Origin of the sequence: Burkholderia sp. BCC0097, assembly GCF_902832985.1 — a bacterium.
Taxonomy (GTDB): domain Bacteria; phylum Pseudomonadota; class Gammaproteobacteria; order Burkholderiales; family Burkholderiaceae; genus Burkholderia; species Burkholderia orbicola.
Window position 1 is genome coordinate 465060 of the sequence record NZ_CADFDM010000007.1, and the last position, 19091, is coordinate 484150.

At 67.6% G+C, this 19091-nt stretch carries 22 protein-coding genes; 6 read left to right on the plus strand and 16 right to left on the minus strand.

What is annotated here, in order from left to right:
- Positions 1–57 precede the first annotated feature (57 nt).
- On the minus strand, positions 58–900 hold the full coding sequence (locus tag HWX07_RS25395; protein ID WP_175878098.1) for a glycosyltransferase: 843 nt from the start codon (positions 898–900) through the stop codon (positions 58–60).
- Between the two features lie 161 nt (positions 901–1061).
- Entirely contained in the window at positions 1062–1814 is a 753-nt protein-coding gene (locus tag HWX07_RS25400; protein WP_012328934.1) for a glycosyltransferase family 2 protein, read from the minus strand.
- A gap of 224 nt (positions 1815–2038) precedes the next feature.
- Between HWX07_RS25400 and msbA the strand changes: the two genes are divergently transcribed.
- Entirely contained in the window at positions 2039–3790 is a 1752-nt protein-coding gene (msbA, locus tag HWX07_RS25405) for a lipid A export permease/ATP-binding protein MsbA (protein WP_226210697.1), read from the plus strand.
- A 91-nt stretch (positions 3791–3881) separates the two neighbouring features.
- Positions 3882–4274: an RcnB family protein gene (locus tag HWX07_RS25410; protein ID WP_175878100.1), complete on the plus strand. Its 393-nt coding sequence runs from the start codon at positions 3882–3884 to the stop codon at positions 4272–4274.
- A gap of 81 nt (positions 4275–4355) precedes the next feature.
- Here HWX07_RS25410 and HWX07_RS25415 read toward each other — a convergent pair whose 3' ends face one another.
- The 4 genes from HWX07_RS25415 to HWX07_RS25430 all read right to left on the minus strand — a co-directional run bounded on the left by HWX07_RS25415 (position 4356) and on the right by HWX07_RS25430 (position 7889).
- Positions 4356–4922 (minus strand): FUSC family protein, encoded by a 567-nt coding sequence (locus tag HWX07_RS25415; protein WP_175878101.1) that lies wholly within the window; start codon positions 4920–4922, stop codon positions 4356–4358.
- A gap of 42 nt (positions 4923–4964) precedes the next feature.
- Positions 4965–6224 (minus strand): MFS transporter, encoded by a 1260-nt coding sequence (locus tag HWX07_RS25420; RefSeq protein ID WP_011545849.1) that lies wholly within the window; start codon positions 6222–6224, stop codon positions 4965–4967.
- The gene (locus HWX07_RS25425) at positions 6221–7189 is read right to left on the minus strand and encodes a PRC-barrel domain-containing protein (RefSeq protein WP_175878102.1); all 969 of its coding nucleotides are present in this window, start codon (positions 7187–7189) and stop codon (positions 6221–6223) included. The genes HWX07_RS25420 and HWX07_RS25425 overlap by 4 nt, the downstream gene beginning before the upstream one ends.
- A gap of 364 nt (positions 7190–7553) precedes the next feature.
- Positions 7554–7889, minus strand: coding sequence for a 50S ribosome-binding protein YggL (locus tag HWX07_RS25430; RefSeq protein ID WP_006478219.1), 336 nt, complete (start codon positions 7887–7889; stop codon positions 7554–7556).
- A 270-nt stretch (positions 7890–8159) separates the two neighbouring features.
- Here HWX07_RS25430 and HWX07_RS25435 point away from each other — a divergent pair, with 270 nt between their 5' ends.
- Positions 8160–8591 (plus strand): STM2901 family protein, encoded by a 432-nt coding sequence (locus HWX07_RS25435; RefSeq protein WP_175878166.1) that lies wholly within the window; start codon positions 8160–8162, stop codon positions 8589–8591.
- 1 nt (position 8592) lies between these two features.
- Entirely contained in the window at positions 8593–8973 is a 381-nt protein-coding gene (locus HWX07_RS25440) for a DUF1493 family protein (protein WP_175878103.1), read from the plus strand.
- A gap of 78 nt (positions 8974–9051) precedes the next feature.
- On the opposite strand, the gene rng is transcribed toward HWX07_RS25440, so the two are convergent.
- The 9 genes from rng to upp form a co-directional block, all read right to left on the minus strand.
- Positions 9052–10521: a ribonuclease G gene (rng, locus tag HWX07_RS25445; protein WP_175878104.1), complete on the minus strand. Its 1470-nt coding sequence runs from the start codon at positions 10519–10521 to the stop codon at positions 9052–9054.
- Positions 10522–10529: 8 nt separating this feature from the next.
- Entirely contained in the window at positions 10530–11162 is a 633-nt protein-coding gene (locus HWX07_RS25450; protein WP_175878105.1) for a Maf family protein, read from the minus strand.
- A gap of 51 nt (positions 11163–11213) precedes the next feature.
- The gene (rlmH, locus tag HWX07_RS25455) at positions 11214–11684 is read right to left on the minus strand and encodes a 23S rRNA (pseudouridine(1915)-N(3))-methyltransferase RlmH (RefSeq protein WP_006478222.1); all 471 of its coding nucleotides are present in this window, start codon (positions 11682–11684) and stop codon (positions 11214–11216) included.
- Between the two features lie 18 nt (positions 11685–11702).
- A complete protein-coding gene (gene rsfS / locus HWX07_RS25460; protein ID WP_006484266.1) occupies positions 11703–12146 on the minus strand; it encodes a ribosome silencing factor in 444 nt (147 codons plus the stop codon).
- A 4-nt stretch (positions 12147–12150) separates the two neighbouring features.
- The gene (locus tag HWX07_RS25465) at positions 12151–12876 is read right to left on the minus strand and encodes a nicotinate-nucleotide adenylyltransferase (RefSeq protein WP_249196479.1); all 726 of its coding nucleotides are present in this window, start codon (positions 12874–12876) and stop codon (positions 12151–12153) included.
- A gap of 14 nt (positions 12877–12890) precedes the next feature.
- A complete protein-coding gene (hemF, locus tag HWX07_RS25470) occupies positions 12891–13814 on the minus strand; it encodes an oxygen-dependent coproporphyrinogen oxidase (RefSeq protein ID WP_175878107.1) in 924 nt (307 codons plus the stop codon).
- Positions 13815–13932: 118 nt separating this feature from the next.
- A complete protein-coding gene (gene purD / locus HWX07_RS25475) occupies positions 13933–15213 on the minus strand; it encodes a phosphoribosylamine--glycine ligase (RefSeq protein WP_175878108.1) in 1281 nt (426 codons plus the stop codon).
- A 105-nt stretch (positions 15214–15318) separates the two neighbouring features.
- Entirely contained in the window at positions 15319–16047 is a 729-nt protein-coding gene (locus HWX07_RS25480) for a YebC/PmpR family DNA-binding transcriptional regulator (RefSeq protein ID WP_006478227.1), read from the minus strand.
- Between the two features lie 217 nt (positions 16048–16264).
- On the minus strand, positions 16265–16915 hold the full coding sequence (upp, locus tag HWX07_RS25485; RefSeq protein ID WP_006478229.1) for a uracil phosphoribosyltransferase: 651 nt from the start codon (positions 16913–16915) through the stop codon (positions 16265–16267).
- A 208-nt stretch (positions 16916–17123) separates the two neighbouring features.
- Here upp and HWX07_RS25490 point away from each other — a divergent pair, with 208 nt between their 5' ends.
- A complete protein-coding gene (locus tag HWX07_RS25490) occupies positions 17124–17903 on the plus strand; it encodes an SDR family oxidoreductase (protein WP_175878109.1) in 780 nt (259 codons plus the stop codon).
- Between the two features lie 52 nt (positions 17904–17955).
- Positions 17956–18348: a methylglyoxal synthase gene (locus HWX07_RS25495; RefSeq protein WP_034208002.1), complete on the plus strand. Its 393-nt coding sequence runs from the start codon at positions 17956–17958 to the stop codon at positions 18346–18348.
- Positions 18349–18656: 308 nt separating this feature from the next.
- Here HWX07_RS25495 and HWX07_RS25500 read toward each other — a convergent pair whose 3' ends face one another.
- A complete protein-coding gene (locus HWX07_RS25500) occupies positions 18657–19088 on the minus strand; it encodes a hypothetical protein (RefSeq protein ID WP_175878110.1) in 432 nt (143 codons plus the stop codon).
- Between the last annotated feature and the right edge of the window lie 3 nt (positions 19089–19091).

Consider the following 19091-nt stretch of genomic DNA (forward strand, 5'->3'; position numbering starts at 1 on the left):
CGAACGGCGCAGTATACGCGAAGCGGGACGGCTTTCCGTGCGGTTTTTGGGGTCCGATCAGCTGAATGCGCGCTTGAGCCGCGAGCGCAACAGCGCCCGTTTGAGACGGCCTTCCACAGCCGGCGTATCGAGCGCGATCTGCGTGCCGACCGGCTCGCCGCGATGCAGGTAGTAGCGGTCGAACGTCGCCTGGGTCATGCCCCATTTGTTCAGGAATTGGCGGCGGCCGTCGTTCTTGACGATCTTGCCGGTGCTCTTCTGCTGGAAGTGGTACACGAGGCTGTCGCCGACGCCGATGAAAATCCGGCAGCCGGCGTCCCAGAATTTCATCGAGAAGTCGTTGTCGCTGCTCATGCCCGGCGACAGCTCGCTGCTGTAGCCGCCGATGCGGTTCCACCAGTCGCGGTGCACGAGCGTCGGCGGCCAGGTCGAGCCGAGCCAGTCCGGGCGTGCCAGCTTCGGGGTCGCGGCGACCAGGCCGGCCGCGTCGAATTGCTCGGCGTCGCGGCCGAAATTGCTGACGACCACGCACGGATTGCGCGTGTCGACCGGCTCGACCATCGTGCCCGACAGCATGAACAGGTCGGTCGGCATCTGTTCGATGCGGCGCACGAGCGCCGTGTCCCAGCCCGGGCAGCAGAACATGTCGTCGTTCATGTAGACGACGTAGTCGCGCGTGGCCCGCGCGGCGGCCAGGTTGACCGCATGGCAGATGCCGATGTTGGCCGGCGACGCGGTGTGCTCGATTCCTTCGTTGCGCACCCAGTCGAGCGTGCCGTCCGAGCCGTCGTTCACGTGCACGATGATCTGGTGGTCGTACGCGGAGTGCCGGCGCAGGCTGTCGACGACGAGCTTGAGGTACGGCAGGTTGTTCCAGGTCGGAATGATGATGGAGAACATGGTGGTCGGAATTCGGTGGTCGTCGTGGCGGGCGGCGCGCGGCGCAACCGCTCGGGCGGGCACGTGCGGTGCGCGCAACCCGGCATTGTAACGCCGGGCCGGCCGTGCGCCGGGCGCTCGCCCAGGGCACGTTCCAAGCCCGTTATTCGCGCGAACAGGCCCTAGCGTACCGGTTCGTGACCGAGCTTCAGGAAGCGGTAGTACACGGTTTCCGCGTTGAACACCGCGATCATGAAGCCCGCGCGACCGTCGAGGAACCCGCGCCGCAGCACGTAGGTGCGCACGAACGCCCACGCGCCGCGGCCGAGCGCCTTGCCGAAGCCGCCGCGCTGACCGGCCGCGCGGCGCTGGCGCGCGCCGGCCGTCGAATACGCGTCGAGCTTGCGCACGACCGTTTCGAAATCCTCGTACGAGTAGTGCATCAGCTTGCCGGCCAGGCGCTGCGCGGCCGTATCGAACACGAGGCGCTCGTGCACGAGGTCGTCCGAGAACCGCGCGGTGCCGCGCCGGAACAGCCGCGGCACCCAGTCCGGATACCAGCCGCTGTGATGGATCCACTGGCCGCAGAAGCTCGACAGCCGGTCGAGTGCATAGACCTGCGCGGCCGGCGCGCGGATCGCGTCGCGGATCGAGCGCGCGAGTTCCGGCGTGACGATTTCGTCGGTATCGAGCGACAGGATCCAGTCGGTGCCGAGCGCGTCGAGCGCGCGGTTCTTCTGCGGGCCGAAGCCCGGCCAGTCGCGCTCGACGATCACGCGTGCGCCGTGCGCCTGCGCGATCGCGACGGTATCGTCGGTGCTGCCGCCGTCGACGACGACGACATCGTCGGCGAACGACAGCGCATCGAGACACTGCGCGAGCCGCGCGGATGCGTTGAGGGCGATGAGGGCGACGCCGAGGGTGGGTTCAGCCATGAAATCGTCGGAAAGGCGGAGAAAACGGTGAGCGGCAGTATACCTGCGGCCCGGCTGCGGGCCGCCTCGACAACGGCCGTGCCGGCGAGGGCGGTGCAGCTATAATGTTGAGCCCTTTTCGGCACCCGCCCGACAGGGCGCACACCCGGGCGGCCACGTGCCGGGCGCCGCATCGCGGCTCAAGAAGGATTGCCTTGGAAACCCAGAACACTCTTCGCAAACCGATGGACGGCACCGGCACCTCGCCGGTGACGGTCCTCAAGCGCCTGTGGCCGTACATCCGGCCGCTCATCGGCATCGTGGTGCTCGCCGTGGTGACGATGGGTGTCGTCGCGGCCACCGAGGCCGGTATCCCGGCACTGCTCAAGCCGCTGCTCGACCACGGTTTCGGCTCGCACGGCAGCGACAACGCGAAATGGTACGTGCCGATCGCGGTGATCGGCCTCGCGCTGGTGCGCGGCGTGTCGCAGTACGCATCGAATTACCTGCTCAACTACGTATCGAACCGCATCCTGCTGCAGCTGCGGCTCGAGATGTTCCAGCGGATGCTCCATACCGGCGCGTCGTTCTTCCAGCGCGAAACCGCGAGCACGGTGATCAACGCGATCGTATTCGAGGTCAACCAGATCCTGTCCGTGCTGACGGGCGTGATGGTCACGCTCGTGCGCGATTCGCTGACGGTGATCTTCCTGCTCGGCTACCTGTTCTACCTGAACTGGCGGCTCACGCTGATCGTCGCGGTGATCCTGCCGGGCATCGGCTGGCTCGTCAGCAAGATCAACCGCCGGCTGCGCCGCCTGAACCGCGAGCACCAGACGCTGACCAACGAGCTGTCGTACATCGTCGAGGAGACGGTCGGCGGCTACAAGGTCGTCAAGGTGCACAACGGCGAAGCGTACGAGATGGACCGCTTCACGACGATGAGCAAGCGCCTGCGCGGCTACGCGATGCGCATGACGATCTCGGGCGGCCTTGCGCAGCCGCTCACGCAGTTCCTCGCGTCGATCGCGCTCGCGGTCGTGATCACGATCGCGGTCGTGCAGTCGTCGAACGACCAGACGACGGTCGGCGGTTTCGTCGCGTTCGTCACGTCGATGCTGCTGGTGATCTCGCCGCTCAAGCACCTGATCGACGTCAACCAGCCGCTGCAGCGCGGGATGACGGCCGCCGAGCTGATCTTCGGGCTGATCGACGAGCCGGCCGAGCCGCAGGGCGGCGGGCGGCCGCTGTCGCAGGCGCGCGGCGAGATCGAGTTCCGCGCCGTGTCGTTCGACTACGGCGCGGCCGAACGGCCGACGCTCGACCGCATCTCGTTCAAGGTCGCGCCCGGTGAAATGATCGCGCTGGCCGGCCCGTCCGGCAGCGGCAAGACGACGCTCGTGAACCTGCTGCCGCGCTTCTTCGACCCGACGGACGGCACGATCCTGGTCGACGGCGTGCCGGTTGCCGACTACGATCTCCACGCGCTGCGCAGCCAGATGGCGATGGTCAGCCAGGACGTCGTGCTGTTCAACGACACGATCGCCGCGAACGTCGCCTACGGGCAGACGCCCGACCGCGCGCGCGTGCAGGCCGCGCTCGAGGCGGCGAACCTCGCCGATGCGGTCGCCGCGATGCCCGACGGGCTCGATACGCTGGTCGGCGGCAACGGGATGCGGTTGTCCGGCGGCCAGCGCCAGCGGCTCGCGATTGCGCGCGCGATCTACAAGGACGCGCCGATCCTGATCCTCGACGAAGCGACGTCGGCGCTCGATTCGGAGTCGGAGCGCCACGTGCAGGCGGCGCTCGAGCGGCTGATGGAAGGCCGCACGACGCTGGTGATCGCGCACCGGCTGTCGACGATCGAGCGCGCGGACCGCATCCTCGTGCTCGAGGCCGGCAAGATCGTCGAGGAGGGCAGCCACGATGAACTGCTGCGCCACGGCGGCCTCTACGCGCACCTGCACCGTATCCAGTACCAGCAGCAGGCGGCGTGACGCGCTCATGCGGCCGCGATGCCGTGTGCTAGTCTTCATCGGGCAGTCCCGGTCGTTTCTTGTTCGACGTGATACCACGGAGGGAAGGACAATGAAGAGGATGCACGGCATGATGCTGGCCGCATGGATCGCGGCCGGCTGCGCCGCCACCGCGGCGATGGCGCAGGATCACGGCAACCACGACAATCACGATGACCGCGGAGGCCCCGGCATGCATCGCGGCCATGGCCCGAAACACATGCCGCCCGGCCACGCGATGCATCGCGAAGACGACATGCCGCCGCGCTGGGCCGACGGGCCGCGCCGCGACTGGCACAAGGGCGACCGGCTGCCGGACGAGTTCCGCGATCGCCAGTACGTGGTCGACGACTGGCGCGGCTACCACCTGAGCGCGCCGCCGCGCGGCTATCACTGGGTCGGCGTCGGCGGCGACTACCTGCTCGTGCAGATCGGCTCGGGCATCGTGCTGCGGGTCGGTCCGTAACCCCGTCCGTACACGGTCCGTATCCGTTACGCAGCGTTCCGATCGTTCATCCGGCTGCCGGGTGCATTGCCCGGCGCCGCGTCACTTTGCCGCCGCGCGCCGGAACCAGCGCCGCTCGATTCTCGACATCGCCCAGCACACGCCGAGCGCGCACACCGTGCCGAGCGTCACTTCGCCGAACCGGATCAGCGGAACGTCCCACAGCGGGCCGTTGCCCGGGAACAGCAGCACGATCGTCGCGGTCACGCCGCCGAGCCGTGCCGCGCTGCCGACGTTCAGGCACCAGCAGCAGACGATCACGACCGCGACCGTGATCGCATACGCGACGAGGCGATCGCCGCCCAGCGCCGCGCCGGCGAAGCCGAGCACGCCGCCGACCATCGCGCCGATGAACTGGTCGCGCGATAGCGACATCGTGTCCGAGTAGTTGTGCTGCGTGACGGCGATCGCGGTGATCGCCGCCCACACCGCCTGCTCGCTATGCATCGCGCGGCCGATCGCATACGCGAGGCACGCGCCGCAGACGGCCTGCAGCGCCATCAGGCCGCCTTGGGCGAGCCGTTCGCTGAATGACAGCCCCTTGAACAGATCGAAGATCGACTGCTGGATCTGCTGGCGGGCTTCGTTGAGTGTCCTGATCGTATCCATCGTGCATCGGCCAAGAAGCGGGTAGCGGGCGGCGCGCTGCCGTCAATGCGCCTGTTCGGGCGACGCGGCCGCCGGTTCGTCGGCCGTCGCATCGCCGTTCTCGACGCGGGTTTCGGGCATCACGAGCCAGACCAGCAGCACCGCGAGCGCGCCGGCGGCCGCGAGCCCGAAGAAACTGACCGCGTTGCCGAAGTGGTCGGCGACGTAGCCGGCCACGGCCGTGCTGAGCGTCGCGCCGATCCCGGCCGCGAGCCCGAACAGCCCGATACACAGGTTGTATCGGCCCTTGCCGCCCGCGACGTCGGCCGCGATCAGCGGCAGCATCACGCCGAACACGGCCGCGCTGATGCCGTCGAGCATCTGCACCGGCACGAGCAGGTACGGGCTGCTGACGCCGGCGAACAGCAGCGCGCGCACCGGCAGCGCGGAGAATCCGAGCAGCAGGATCGGCCGGCGCCCCCAGCGCTGCGCGGAGCGGCCGACCCAAGGCGACAGCATCGCGACGATCGCCTGCGGCACGATGATGCACGCGGCGATCACGAGCTGCACGTTCTCGCCCATCCCGGCCGTCACTTCGCCGGCCGCGAGGTTCAGCATCGCGGCGTTCGACAGGTGGAACAGCACGACGCAGGCCGCGAAGATCAGCATCCGGCGGTCGCGCAGCAGTTCGAGCAGCGTTTCGCGCTCGCCGGCTTCGTCGAGCTCGTCAGGCTTCGACGACTGCGGAATCACCTGGTGCGTCGGCTGGATCATCGCGAGCGCGAACAGCGCGGGTAGCGCCAGCACGGCGGTCAGCCAGAACACCGCGCGCGCGGAGAAGTATTCGCCGGTCAGCCCCATCAGGCCCGCGGCGACCGCGCTGCCGATCGACGCCCAGCGCGCATTGCGGCCGAGCCGGTCGCCGAGGTCGGCGCGGCCGACGAGCGAGAACGAGATCGCGGCCATCGCCGGCACCAGCATGCAGCTTGCAAAGCCGTGGAACACCTCGGCGGCGATCACCGGCACGATCGTCGGGCTGGACGCGAGCAGCACGGCGGACAGGATGATGGCCGCGATCGCCCACGCGGCCGCGCCTTTCTTGTTCTTCAGCGCATCGACGGCCGCGCCGCCCGGCACCTGGCTGACCATCGCGCTGATCGTGCCGATCGACAGCACCATGCCGATCTCGCCCTGCGTCCACTTGTGCGACGCGAGGTAGGACGCGATGAACGGACCGAACCCGGTTTGAACGTTTGCAACGAAAAAGTTGAGCCAGTCGAGGGCCCGGAGACTGCGCACGCTGACGGAATGCTTGATCGTCATCGGGTGGCACTCGCAGACGAGGCCGGTGCGGCGGCCGGGGCAACGGGCGGGAAGACCGCGACGATCGGCTTGTCGGCCGCGTACGGCGGCGCTGCCTTGATCTGGGCGTCGTTCAGGTCGAGCTGCGGGTGCAGCGCCTTGTCGCGCGTGACGAAGCGCAGTGCGCCCCAGCTCGCGGCGATCGAGCGGCGGTCGGTATTGACGAGCCCGCCGAGGTCGAGCACGACGGCCTGCGGCTGGGCGCCGCGGTCGATCAGTACGTCGACGATGCGGCCGATCTTCGTGCCGTTCGGGCGCTCGACGTCGCTGTCGAGCATCGGCAGTCGCGTCGCCGGCGATGCCGCGGCCGAGCCCGACAGCGGCACGGCCTTCGGCCGGGCGGCCGGCGGCAGGTCGCCCGACGGCACGTCGAGCACGATCGGCTCCTGTTTGCCGCCCGGCGTGAAGCGGAACACGTTCCACGGGAAGATGACCTTGCGGTCGCCGATGCCCATGAAGCCTTGCAGGTTGACGATCATCTCGCGCGGCTTGCCGCTCGCGTCGACCACCATGTCGACCGCGCGGCCGACGACCTTGCCGTTGCGGCGCGCGACCTCGCTGTCGAGCAGCGCGTGGATCTGGGTGCGGTCGAGCGAGCGCGTCGCGACGATCGGCGGGGGTGGAGGCGGCGGCGGGGTCGGCGATTCGGGGCGCTGCACGGGCTTGGGCCGCGCCACCTCGCGGTGCGGCTTCTTCGGCGCTTCCGGTTCCTCCGGTTGCGTCGGCGCGGGCACCGGCGGCATCGTCAGCGGCTCGCCGGCGGTCTCCTCGACAGGCTCGACGAGCGCCTCGCTGATCGGCGCGGGCGGGTTCTGGACCGGCAGCAGCCCGCAGCCGGACAGCAGCGCGGCGACGGCGAGAATCAGGAAGACCGTCGACGACGGCAACGACTTGCGGGATGCGGGAAACGGGAGTCCGCCGCTCATTGACACTCACTCCATGGATCGGGGGGCGGCCCGAGGGCACGCGGCTGGCGATGGATGGCGGGTGCGGGCGGCGCACCACGCGAGGTGAGAGTTTAACGTGTCTTGCTTTCAGGACCGACTTCGATGGCCTGTTGCAGGCCGACCGTCGGGAAAAGGAAGGGATCGGACGCGGGGTTGGAGGCCCGGCTGCGGTGGCCGATCAACGACGATGCGGGCACCGGCGCCGCTGCCGCGGGGCCCCTGGCTCAACGAGCCGAGGCCCGCGGACCGCGGCAACCGCGCCGCAACGCCTGCCGCAATCATGGCCATTCGGCGGACGCGGCGCAGGCGCGGCTGCTGTCCGAAACAGCGTGAAACCGGAAAATCAGGCGTCCGGATACCACGCGTCGGCGAATTCGCTGACCTGGACGTCCTTCAGTTCCGGACGGGCGGCCAGCCACCCGCGCACGAGTTCGCGGTCGGCGTCGGTCGTCGTGCCGCGCGGCGCGCCGGAGATCACGTACGCGCCGATGCCTTCGTCCGCGGACGCGACAGTCAGCAATCCGTTCGCTTCGACGAAGTCGATGAATGCATCGATCAACTGGCCGCGCTCGAGGTCGGTCATTTCATTGCGGTAATGCGCGGTGGCGTTGAACGAGAGTTCCTGGAATTCGCCGATGTGGAGTTTCTTGCGCTGGCGGCGGTTGTGGCCTTGGCTCATGGTGTGTGGTGAACGATTGAGAGGTGAGAAAGGATAGCGCGGCGGATGGCGCGGGCACCCTGTCGACGTGCGGCATGGGCGAGGCTGGAGGCGAAAGAGGGCGTATCGCGGGACCGTTCCCGAAACGGTTGTTAAACCATTGCGCGATGCGCTCTTCGCCGTGCGGCCTGGGCAAGCGGCCTATTACACGCCTGACCGAATGATACAGGGATGGCGAGCGTGTTCGGCTTTGCTAACGTCTGCGGCTATTCGAACAACAACGAGGGCCGTATGTCGGACAATCGCTATTCGTACGAGGGGCGTGAAGATCTCACGCCGGGGGATCTGTTTTTCTGGGTTGCCGTGAATCAGGTTTGCAAACGGTTTGGCTTTCACGACCTTGGTGCTGCGGCTGCTGTTCTATTGGGGCAGAACGATGTACCGGTTCCCGGCAAGCCGCGCGGCGCAGTGGCCGGCACCTCGGTTGCGTCGCTTGCGGCGCGCAAAGCGCTGCCGTTCAACGTCAGAATTCGGATGCCGACCATCACGAAAGCCGGTGCCGGTGGTATGCGGATCGCGACGACTCGTAACCTCGGTGCATTCGTCGGGCGTGCAGTGCCCGTTGTCGGCACTATCATGCTCGCCACGGATGCGGCGGTCGTCATGTGGAATACGGTGCAGGTCTACAACAGCATTGCAAAACCGGAAGACAGGGTGCTCTGATATGACTGACACGGCATGGGATCGGCTCGAGGCATTTGCTCGGGGGGAGTTAGGGCGTCCGCTTTTTGGCGGTCCGCTGAAGCTGTCACGTTCAAGCCGGATGGAAGAGGACCTCCGCATCACGGGAATCGACGCGATCGAATTTATCGACAAGTGGGGCGAGACCTTCGGGATCGATGTAGAGCATTTTCCGTATCAGCGATACATCGGCCCGGAAACGCTCGATATGGTCAGAACGTTCCTTGGGCTGTTTTCGTCGAAATATCGTGCCCCGGAACTTGTGCCCCTGACACTCGGCATGCTGGAAGAAGCGATGCGTCTCGGCCGATGGGATACCGACGCAATCGAGCGCTTCGCACGGAAAGCAACCCGCGACGAATAGCCGTTCGGCGATGCATACCGGCTACGCGAATCCGTGCCGCACCGGGCAGGAGTCGCGCAACCGCAAAAGAACGCGCCGTCACATCAGCACGATGTCGTACTGCTCCTGGCTCAGATTCGACTCCACTTGCAGCGACACCGGTTTGCCGATGAAGTCGATCAGCATCGCCAGATGCTGCGACTCCTCGTCGAGGAACAGGTCGATCACCTGCTGCGCGGCGATCACGCGAAACTCACGCGGGTTGAACTGCCGCGACTCGCGCAGGATTTCGCGCAGGATGTCGTAGCACACGGTGCGCGACGTCTTCACCTGGCCCTTGCCCTGGCAGGTCGGGCACGGTTCGCACAGCACATGCGCGAGCGATTCGCGCGTGCGCTTGCGGGTCATCTCGACGAGCCCGAGCTGCGAGAAGCTGTTGACCGTCACGCGCGTACGGTCGCGCGACAGCGCCTTCTTCAGCTCGGACAGCACCGCGTCGCGGTGCTCGGCGTTCTCCATGTCGATGAAGTCGATGATGATGATCCCGCCGAGGTTGCGCAGCCGCAGCTGCCGCGCGATCGTGTGCGCGGCCTCGAGGTTGGTCTTGAAGATCGTGTCGTCGAAGTTGCGCGCGCCGACGTAGCCGCCCGTGTTCACGTCGATCGTCGTCATCGCTTCCGTCTGGTCGATCATCAGGTAGCCGCCCGACTTCAGGTCGACGCGGCGCGACAACGCGCGCTGGATCTCCGTCTCGATGTTGTACAGGTCGAACAGCGGCCGCTCGCCCGTGTAGTGATGCAGCTTCGGGCTCACGGCCGGCGTGAACTCGCCCGCGAATTCCGACAGGCGCGTGTACGTTTCGCGCGAATCGACCTGGATGCGCGTCGTGTCGTCGTTCGCGAAATCGCGCAGCACGCGCTGCGCGAGATCGAGATCCTGGTACAGCAGGCTCGTCGCCGGCAGCCGCTGCGCTTGCGCGACGATCGTCGCCCAGGTCTTGCGCAGGTATGTGACGTCGCCGGCCAGTTCGTCTGAGGTCGCATCCTCGGCGATCGTGCGCACGATGTAGCCGCCTTTCTCGTCCGGCGGGATCACGGCCGTCAGGCGCGCACGCACGGCCTCGCGTTCGGCTTCGCTTTCGATCTTCTGCGAGATGCCGATATGCGGCTCCTGCGGCAGGTAGACGAGCGTGCGCCCCGCGATACTGACCTGCGTCGACAACCGCGCGCCCTTTGTGCCGATCGGGTCCTTGATCACCTGGACCATCAGCGTCTGGCCCTCGAACACGATCTTCTCGATCGGCTGGTGCGGCGCGCCCGACTGCGGCTCGCCCGCGAGGCGCGGATGCCAGATGTCGGCGACGTGCAGGAACGCCGCGCGTTCGAGGCCGATGTCGATGAACGCCGACTGCATGCCGGGCAGCACGCGCACGACCTTGCCGAGATAGATGTTGCCGACCCGCCCGCGCGACAGCGTGCGCTCGACGTGAAGCTCCTGCACCGCACCTTGCTGGACGAGTGCGACGCGCGTTTCCTGCGGCGTGAGGTTGATCAGGATTTCTTCGTTCATGGTGCGGTTCAGAAGGCGACGCGTGCGGTACGCAGCAGCGCGGCAGTCTCAAAAAGGGGCAGACCCATGATACCTGAATGGGATCCGTCGATTCGCTCGATGAATTCGGCCGCGCGGCCCTGGATCGCGTACGCGCCGGCCTTGCCGAACGGCTCGCCGGTTTCGACGTAGCGCACGTATGCGTCGCGCGGTACGTTTGAAAAACGCACCGACGAGCGCGACAGCGCGGGCGGCAGCAGTTCGCCATCGGCGCCGATCACGGCAACGGCCGTCAGCACCTCGTGTTCGCGGCCCGCGAGGCGGGTGAGCATCGCGAGCGCATCGTCGGCGTCGGCCGGCTTGCCGAGGATCGCGCCGTCGATCGTCACCGTGGTGTCCGCAACGAGCACCGGCGCGGCCGGCTTGCCGCTCGCGACGAGGCGTGCACGCGCGGCCTCGGCCTTCGCGACGGTCACGCGCCGCACGTACGCGTCGGCGGCTTCGCCGGGCAGTTCGGCTTCGAGCGCCTCGGCGTCCTCGTCGGGGCGCGGCAGCAGCAGCTCGAAGCGTACGCCGATCTGCTGCAGCAGCTCCTGGCGGCGCGGGCTTTGGGAAGCGAGGTAAAGGATCGGGAAAAGCGCGGGGGACGTGCTGGACGGCATGGTGTCGTTATCTCGTTGAGCGCGCCCGGCGCGCGTCTCGAGGACGACACGTCATGCGCGGTGGTAGGGGTGATTCTGCGTGATGCTCCACGCCCGGTAAAGCTGTTCGGCCAGCAGCACGCGCACCATGCCGTGCGGCAGCGTCATGCTCGAGATGCGCAGCAGCACGTCGGCGCGTGCTTTCAGGTCCGGATCGAGCCCGTCGGCGCCGCCGATCACGAACGCGACGTCGCGGCCGTCCTGCTGCCAGCCGGGCAGCGCCTGCGCGAGCTGCATCGTGGTCCAGTCGCGGCCGCGCTCGTCGAGCGCGACGAGGCGTGCGCCCTTCGGCAGCGCGGCCTCGATCTTCTGCCGCTCGGCGGCCATCACGCTTTCGGCGCTGCGGCCGCCCGAACGCAGTTCAGGCTTGATTTCGCGCAACTCGATGCGCAGTTCGGGCGGCATCCGCTTCGTGTATTCGTCGAAGCCGGATGCGATCCAGCCGGGCATCTTGTGACCGACCGCGAGGATGAAAAGCTTCATCGACAGACGCGTGACGGCTTAACGGCGGCGGGCGGCCGTCTTGCGCGCCGGGCGTGCGGGCGCTTCTTCCTCTTCCTCGTCGTCTTCGCTCGCCGTGGCGAAACCGTTGCCCTTGCCGCCGCCGAGCTTCATCCGCACGGGCTTGTCGCCCCAGATTTCCTCGAGGTTGTAGTACTGGCGCAAGGCCGGTTGGAGGATGTGCACGACCGCGTCGCCGCAGTCGACCAGCACCCATTCGCCGGTGTCCTCGCCTTCGGAGCTGACGACGTCGCCGCCGGCTTCCTTGACCTTGTCGCGCACGTTCGACGCGAGCGCCTTGGTCTGGCGGTTGGAGGTGCCCGAGGCGACGACCACGCGGTCGAACAGTTCGGTCAGGTGGCTGGTGTTGAACACCTTGATGTCTTGCGCCTTGACGTCTTCGAGGGCGTCGACGATCACGCGCTGCAGTTTGCGAATATCCATGGATTCAGGAATGGTAGAGGCGATGTTGAAGAATATAGGCCCATACGGCGGCCGGCACATGTTCGGCCGATGCGTCGGGCATTTGTGCATGGCGTGCGATGCATTCGCGCAGGTGCGCGCGGATGTCGGTCGCGGCGATGTCGAACGAAAGGGTCGTATCGATCAGCAGGCGGCCTGCCGGCGTGGCCTTGAGCACGTCGGCGCCGGCCTGCCGCGCGGCGATTTCCCGCGCGACGTCCGGCGGCGCCGCGCCGAGCTCGAAGCCCGGGCGCGTCGACACGCCGATGTGCGCGTAGTCGAACAGCGTGCGCCAGTCGCGCCACGTATCGAGGCGCACGAGCTGGTCGGCGCCGATCAGCAGCGACAGCGACGCATCCGGGCCGATTCGCTCGCGCCAGCGCGCGAGCGTCTCGACCGTATAGGTCGGGCCGCTGTGCTCGATCTCGTCGGTGGCGACGGTCACGGTCACGCCCGGCACGGACAGCGTACCGGCGGCCGCGCGCGTCATCGCGAGCCGGTGCTCGGCGGCCGACACGTCGCGCTTCTGGTACGGCTGCCCGGCGGGCAGCAATACGAGTTCGGTCAGGTCGAGCAGTTCGGCGAACCGGCGCGCGAGCGCGAGATGGCCGTCGTGGATCGGGTCGAAGGTGCCGCCCAGCAAGCCGATACGACGCGGCAGCGGGGCGGGGCGGGCGGTGGTGTCCAGAAACGCGTCCTTTCGTTGGGGCAGCGGCACGCGCGGGCTCAGACCCAGTCGCGCGGCACGAGGAAGTCGCTGGTCAGGCGCGCTTCCGGCGAACCCGGCTCGGGTTGCCAGTTGTAGCGCCAGTTCGCGACCGGCGGCATCGACATCAGGATCGACTCGGTCCGGCCGCCGCTTTGCAGGCCGAACAGCGTGCCGCGGTCGAACACGAGGTTGAATTCGACGTAGCGGCCGCGGCGGTAGGCCTGGAAGTCGCGCTCGCGCTCGCCGTACGGCAGCTCGGCGCGGCGTTCGACGATCGGCAGGTAAGCGTTCAGGAACGCATCGCCGACGCTTTGCATCAGGTCAAACGAGCGTTCGAAACCGGGCTCCGAGAAGTCGTCGAAGAAGATCCCGCCGATGCCGCGCGTCTCGTTGCGGTGCTTCAGGAAGAAATATTCGTCGCACCATTGCTTGAAGCGCGGGTAGAGCTCGGCGCCGAACGGGTCGAGCGCGTCCTTGCAGGTCTGGTGGAAATGCCGTGCGTCGTCCTCGAAGCCGTAAACCGGTGTCAGATCCATGCCGCCGCCGAACCAGAACACGGGCGCCTCGCCCGGTTTCGTCGCGATCAGCATCCGCACGTTCATGTGCACGGTCGGGCAGTACGGATTGCGCGGGTGCAGCACCAGCGACACGCCGAGCGCCTCGAAGCCGCGGCCCGCGAGTTGCGGGCGCGCCGCGCTCGCCGACGGCGGCAGCGCGTCGCCCGCGACGTCGGAAAAGCCGATTCCCGCGCGTTCGAACACGCGGCCGCCTTCGAGAATTCGCGTGCAGCCGCCGCCGCGCAGGCGTTCGGCCGGCCCGCGCTGCCACGTATCGGTCGCGAGCGGCGTGCCGTCGAGCGCGCCGAGCGCGTCGGCGATCCGTGTCTGCAGGCCCTGGAGGTACGTGCGCACACGCGCCACGTCGTAGGTCGAATCGGTCATGTCTGGACTGGCTGCCCCCGCCTGACGCGGGGGCCGTAAAAAAAGCATCTGCCGGGCATTCTATCGAACCCCGGCAGAGGCGCCGCCGCCGCGAGGGCGTGGGGCGGCGATTGCGACGTCACGTGCTCTTGCGGTTGAGCGCGCGAAAGCCGATGTCGCGGCGGTACTGCATGCCTTCGAAATTGATCTGGTTGATCGTGTCGTACGCATGCTGCTGCGCTTCGCGCACCGAATCGGCGAGGCCGACCACGCACAGCACGCGGCCGCCGGACGTCACGAGCTTGTCGCCGTCGGCGAGCGTCGTGCCCGCATGGAACGTCACGGCCTGTTCGGTTTCGGTCGGGATTCCGTTGATGCGGTCGCCCTTGCGCGGCGCGTCCGGGTAGCCGTGCGCGGCGAGCACGACGCCCAGCGCGGTGCGGCGATCCCAGTCGAGCTCGACCGTGTCGAGCGTGCCCGCGATAGCCTGCTCGACGACCTTCGAGAAATCGCTCTTCAGGCGCGCCATGATCGGCTGCGTTTCCGGGTCGCCCATCCGGCAGTTGAACTCGAGCGTGCGCGGATTGCCGTCCTTGTCGATCATCAGGCCCGCGTACAGGAAGCCCGTGAAGCGGATGCCGTCCTTCTCCATCCCGCGCACGGTCGGCATGATGATTTCGCGCATCACGCGTGCATGCATCTGCGGCGTGACGATCGGCGCGGGCGAATACGCGCCCATGCCACCGGTGTTCGGGCCGCGATCCTCGTCGAGCAGGCGCTTGTGGTCCTGGCTGGAAGCCAGCGCCAGCGCGTGCTTGCCGTCGACCATCACGATGAAGCTGGCTTCCTCGCCATCGAGGAATTCCTCGATCACGACGCGCGCGCCGGCATCGCCGAGCTTGTTGCCCGACAGCATCATGTCGACGGCCGCATGCGCTTCTTCGAGCGTCATCGCGACGACGACGCCCTTGCCGGCCGCGAGGCCGTCGGCCTTCACGACGATCGGCGCGCCTTTCGCGTCGATGTACGCGTGGGCGGCGGCCGCATCGGCGAAGGTTTCGTAGTCGGCGGTCGGAATGTTGTGGCGCTTCATGAACGCCTTCGCGAAATCCTTCGAGCTTTCGAGCTGCGCGGCTTCGCGGGTCGGGCCGAATACCTTCAGGCCGCGTGCGCGGAACAGGTTGACGATGCCGGCCGCGAGCGGCGCTTCCGGCCCGACGAGCGTGAACGCGACGCCTTCGCGCTCCGCGAAATCGGCGAGTTCGTCGAGCGCCGTGATGTCGACGTTCTTCAGACGCTCGTCCTGCGCCGTGCCGCCATTGCCGGGCGCGACGTAGACCATCTGAACGCGCGGCGATTGCGCGAGCTTCCACGCCAGCGCATGTTCGCGGCCGCCGGAACCGACGACGAGTAGTTTCATGGGATTCCCCGCAGACTAGAAAACAGGGCGGCCGGCACGCTCAGGCGCGCCGGCCGCGAAATCGGTCGGGCCGCCGTCGCAACGCTGCGCGCGGCGGCCGGCATCTCATTCCTCGACGATGACGGCGTTCGTATACACGTCCTGCACGTCGTCGAGGTTCTCGAGCGCGTCCAGGAGCTTCTGCATCTTCGCCGCGTCGTCGCCGGTGAATTCGACTTCGTTCTGCGGCTTCATCGTCACTTCGGCGAGTTCGGCCTTGAAGCCGGCAGCTTCGAGCGCGTCCTTCACCGCGGAAAACGCCTGCCAGTCGCACAGCACTTCGATCGAGCCGTCGTCGTTCGTGTTCACGTCGTTCGCGCCGGCTTCGAGCGCGGCTTCCATCAGCGCGTCTTCCGACGTGCCGGGCGCGAACAGGAACTGGCCGACGTGATCGAACATGAACGCGACCGAGCCGTCGGTGCCCATGTTGCCGCCGAACTTCGAGAATGCGTGGCGCACTTCCGCGACCGTGCGGGTGCGGTTGTCGGTCAGCGTGTCGACGATGATCGCCGCGCCGCTGATGCCGTAGCCTTCGTAACGGATTTCTTCGTAGTTCGCGCCGTCCGCGCCGCCGACGCCGCGATCGATCGCGCGCTTGACGTTGTCCTTCGGCATGTTCGCGTCGGCTGCCTTGTCGACCGCGAGACGCAGGCGCGGGTTCGAGTTGACGTCGCCGCCGCCAAGGCGCGCCGCCACCTGGATTTCCTTGATCAGGCGAGTCCAGATCTTGCCGCGCTTCGCGTCGGCCGCAGCCTTCTTATGCTTGATGTTGGCCCATTTCGAATGACCAGCCATACCTTTCTCCGTGCCCGGGCGCGCAGCGCGGGCGATTGTTTCAGTGTGTCGTTGAATCGGCGGCCGTTTCGGCGGGCATGAAGCCGCGGGGCCGCGCGTGTCGAGTGGATCGTGATTTTATCACGCGGCGACCGTCGGTTCGGGGCCGCCGCGCATGGCCGAACGGCCGGGGCGGCCGTCGCGGCGCGCGGCCCGGCGGCGCCGGATGGCCGGCGGGTCAGTTCTTGGTGCCGAACAGGCGGTCGCCTGCGTCGCCCAGGCCCGGTACGATGTACGCGTGCTCGTTCAGGTGCGAGTCGAGCGACGCGACGAACAGCTTCACGTCGGGGTGCGCGTCCTGGAACACCTGCACGCCCTCGGGCGCGGCGACCAGCGCGACGAACATGATGTTCGCGGCCGGCACGTTGCGGCGCTTGAGCACGTCGACCGCATGCACGGCCGAATAGCCGGTCGCGACCATCGGGTCGCACAGGATGAAGATGCGGTCTTCCAGGTCCGGCAGGCGCACCAGGTATTCGACCGGGCGGTGATCTTCGGCGCGGTACACGCCGATGTGGCCGACGCGCGCGGACGGCACCAGGTCGAGCAGGCCGTCCGACATCCCGATGCCCGCGCGCAGCACGGGCACGATCGCGAGCTTCTTGCCGGCGATCACCGGCGCGTCGACCGCCACCAGCGGGGTTTCGACCCGCTTGGTCGTGATCGGCAGGTTGCGGGTGATCTCATAGCCCATCAGCAGCGTGATCTCGCGCAGCAATTCGCGGAACGTGCGCGTGGACGTGTCCTTGTCGCGCATGTGCGTGAGCTTGTGCTGGATCAGCGGGTGATCGGTGATGAAGAGGTTCGGGAAACGGCTGTCCTGTTTCATGACGGGGTGCCTTGGCGGCAAAAGGGGATCGGGGGCGGCGGCGGGCACGGGCCGGCCGTCGCTCATGGCCGCAATTTTACCAAGGCGCGCCGCGCGATCCGGATATTATCGACGTCTCACGACAATCCGCGTGCCGCGCACGCCCGTTTGCCCGCCGCCGGCGGCCACGCGGGGCCGCGCCGGCACGCGCGCCACCAGGGAAACGACGATGGATCTCGGCATCGAAGGAAAGACCGCGCTCGTGTGCGCGGCCAGCAAGGGCCTCGGACGCGGCTGCGCGGAAGCGCTGGCCGCCGAGGGCGTGAACCTCGTGATCGTCGCGCGCACGCGCGACACGCTGGAGGAAACCGCGGAAGAGATCCGCGCCGGCGCGAACGTGTCGGTCACGGCGGTCGCCTGCGACATCACGACGCCGGACGGCCGCGCGGCCGCGCTCGCCGCGTGCCCGCAGCCGGACATTCTGGTGACGAATGCCGGCGGCCCGCCGCCCGGCGACTTTCGCGATTTCTCCCACGACGACTGGATCCGCGCGCTAGAGGCGAACATGCTGACGCCGATCGAGCTGATCCGCGCGACCATCGACGGGATGATCGGCCGCGGCTTCGGCCGGATCGTCAACATCACGAGCTCGGCCGTGAAGGCGCCGATCGACGTGCTCGCGCTGTCGAACGGCGCGCGCTCGGGGCTGACCGGCTTCGTCGCGGGGCTGTCGCGCAAGGTCGCGGGGCAGGGCGTGACGATCAACAACCTGCTGCCGGGGCTGTTCGACACCGACCGGATTGCGACCACGCTCGCCGCGTCGGCGAAGGCGCAGGGCGTGACGGTCGACGAGATGCGCACGCGGCGCACCAGGGACATCCCGGCCGGGCGCCTCGGCACGCGCGCCGAGTTCGGCGCGGCCTGCGCGTTCCTGTGCAGCGTGCACGCCGGCTACATCACCGGGCAGAACTGGCTGCTCGACGGCGGCGCGTATCCGGGTACGTTCTGACCCGCGCTTTTCGATTCACGACGACAACAACCGAACGACGAAGGAACTGGAGATGAGCAAACCCCGCATCGCACTGATTGCGCACGACGCGAAGAAGGACGAGATCGTCGCGCTCGCGGGCCAGTATCGCGAGACGCTCGCGCAATGCCGGCTGGTGGCGACGGGCACGACGGGCGGCCGGATCGCCGCCGCGCATGGGCTCGACGTCGAGCGCAAGCTGTCGGGGCCGCTCGGCGGCGACCTGCAGATCGGCGCGGAACTGGCCGACGGCCGTGTCGACATCGTCGTGTTCCTGCGCGACCCGATGACCGCGCAGCCGCATGACCCCGACATCACCGCGCTGGTGCGCGCGTGCGACGTGCACGACGTGCCGGTCGCGACCAACGTCGCGACCGCGCGGATGCTGCTCGACGATCTGGCGCGGAACATGCAGGACGTTTGCTAGCAAGCTGTTGAAGAACGCCGTGCTTTAACGGTCGGAGGCTTCGTTTAAGCGGTTGTCGTATGCGATCGACCGCGGAGTTTCGGACGGATCGTGCCGAATGCTTCGCTGTCGAGCGAGCGGGTCGGTGCATTGCCACGCAACGGCCGGGTTCGAAAGCTTCGGCGCGCCGGTTATGACGGCACCGCTTCCTGGCGTGATGGCCTGGCACACAATCGAGCGGGCGAGCGCGCTTGCGCGTTCGGCGAAGCCGTCGGTTGGCTGACTACGGCGTCGACCAAGGCACGTGCCTCAGCGTGCGAGGGCCTTGATTACGATGAATGGCTCGTCCCCACGAACGATAGAAGGGATTCGATTCCTTGTAGCAGTTCGGGCAAGAAGGACTGATCCAGCCCGCAATGCCCCGTGATGCATGCTCCATCGGGAGGGGCTGGCTGAAAGCGCCAGTCGCCTATGATTGCGCCTCGATCGAGTGTTCGCAATGTCAGTTCAAACCCCGGCTCGACGCCGGTTAAATCCGCTCGTTGCCCGGATTGAAGCTGCGTTTGCATGGATTGAATCTGTTGCCGAAATTGTCGCAACTCGTCGGGCATCACACTCCATTGCCCTTCCGCCTGAATGCCCGGGACCGTCAATTGGATTCGTACGTCGATCCACTCCAGATATGGGCCTCCCGGTTCCTCGCGTCGCGCGGCAACGGGCTCCATTTGAAGTCGAAAGTCGTCTGTGTCAATGATCAGCATGTG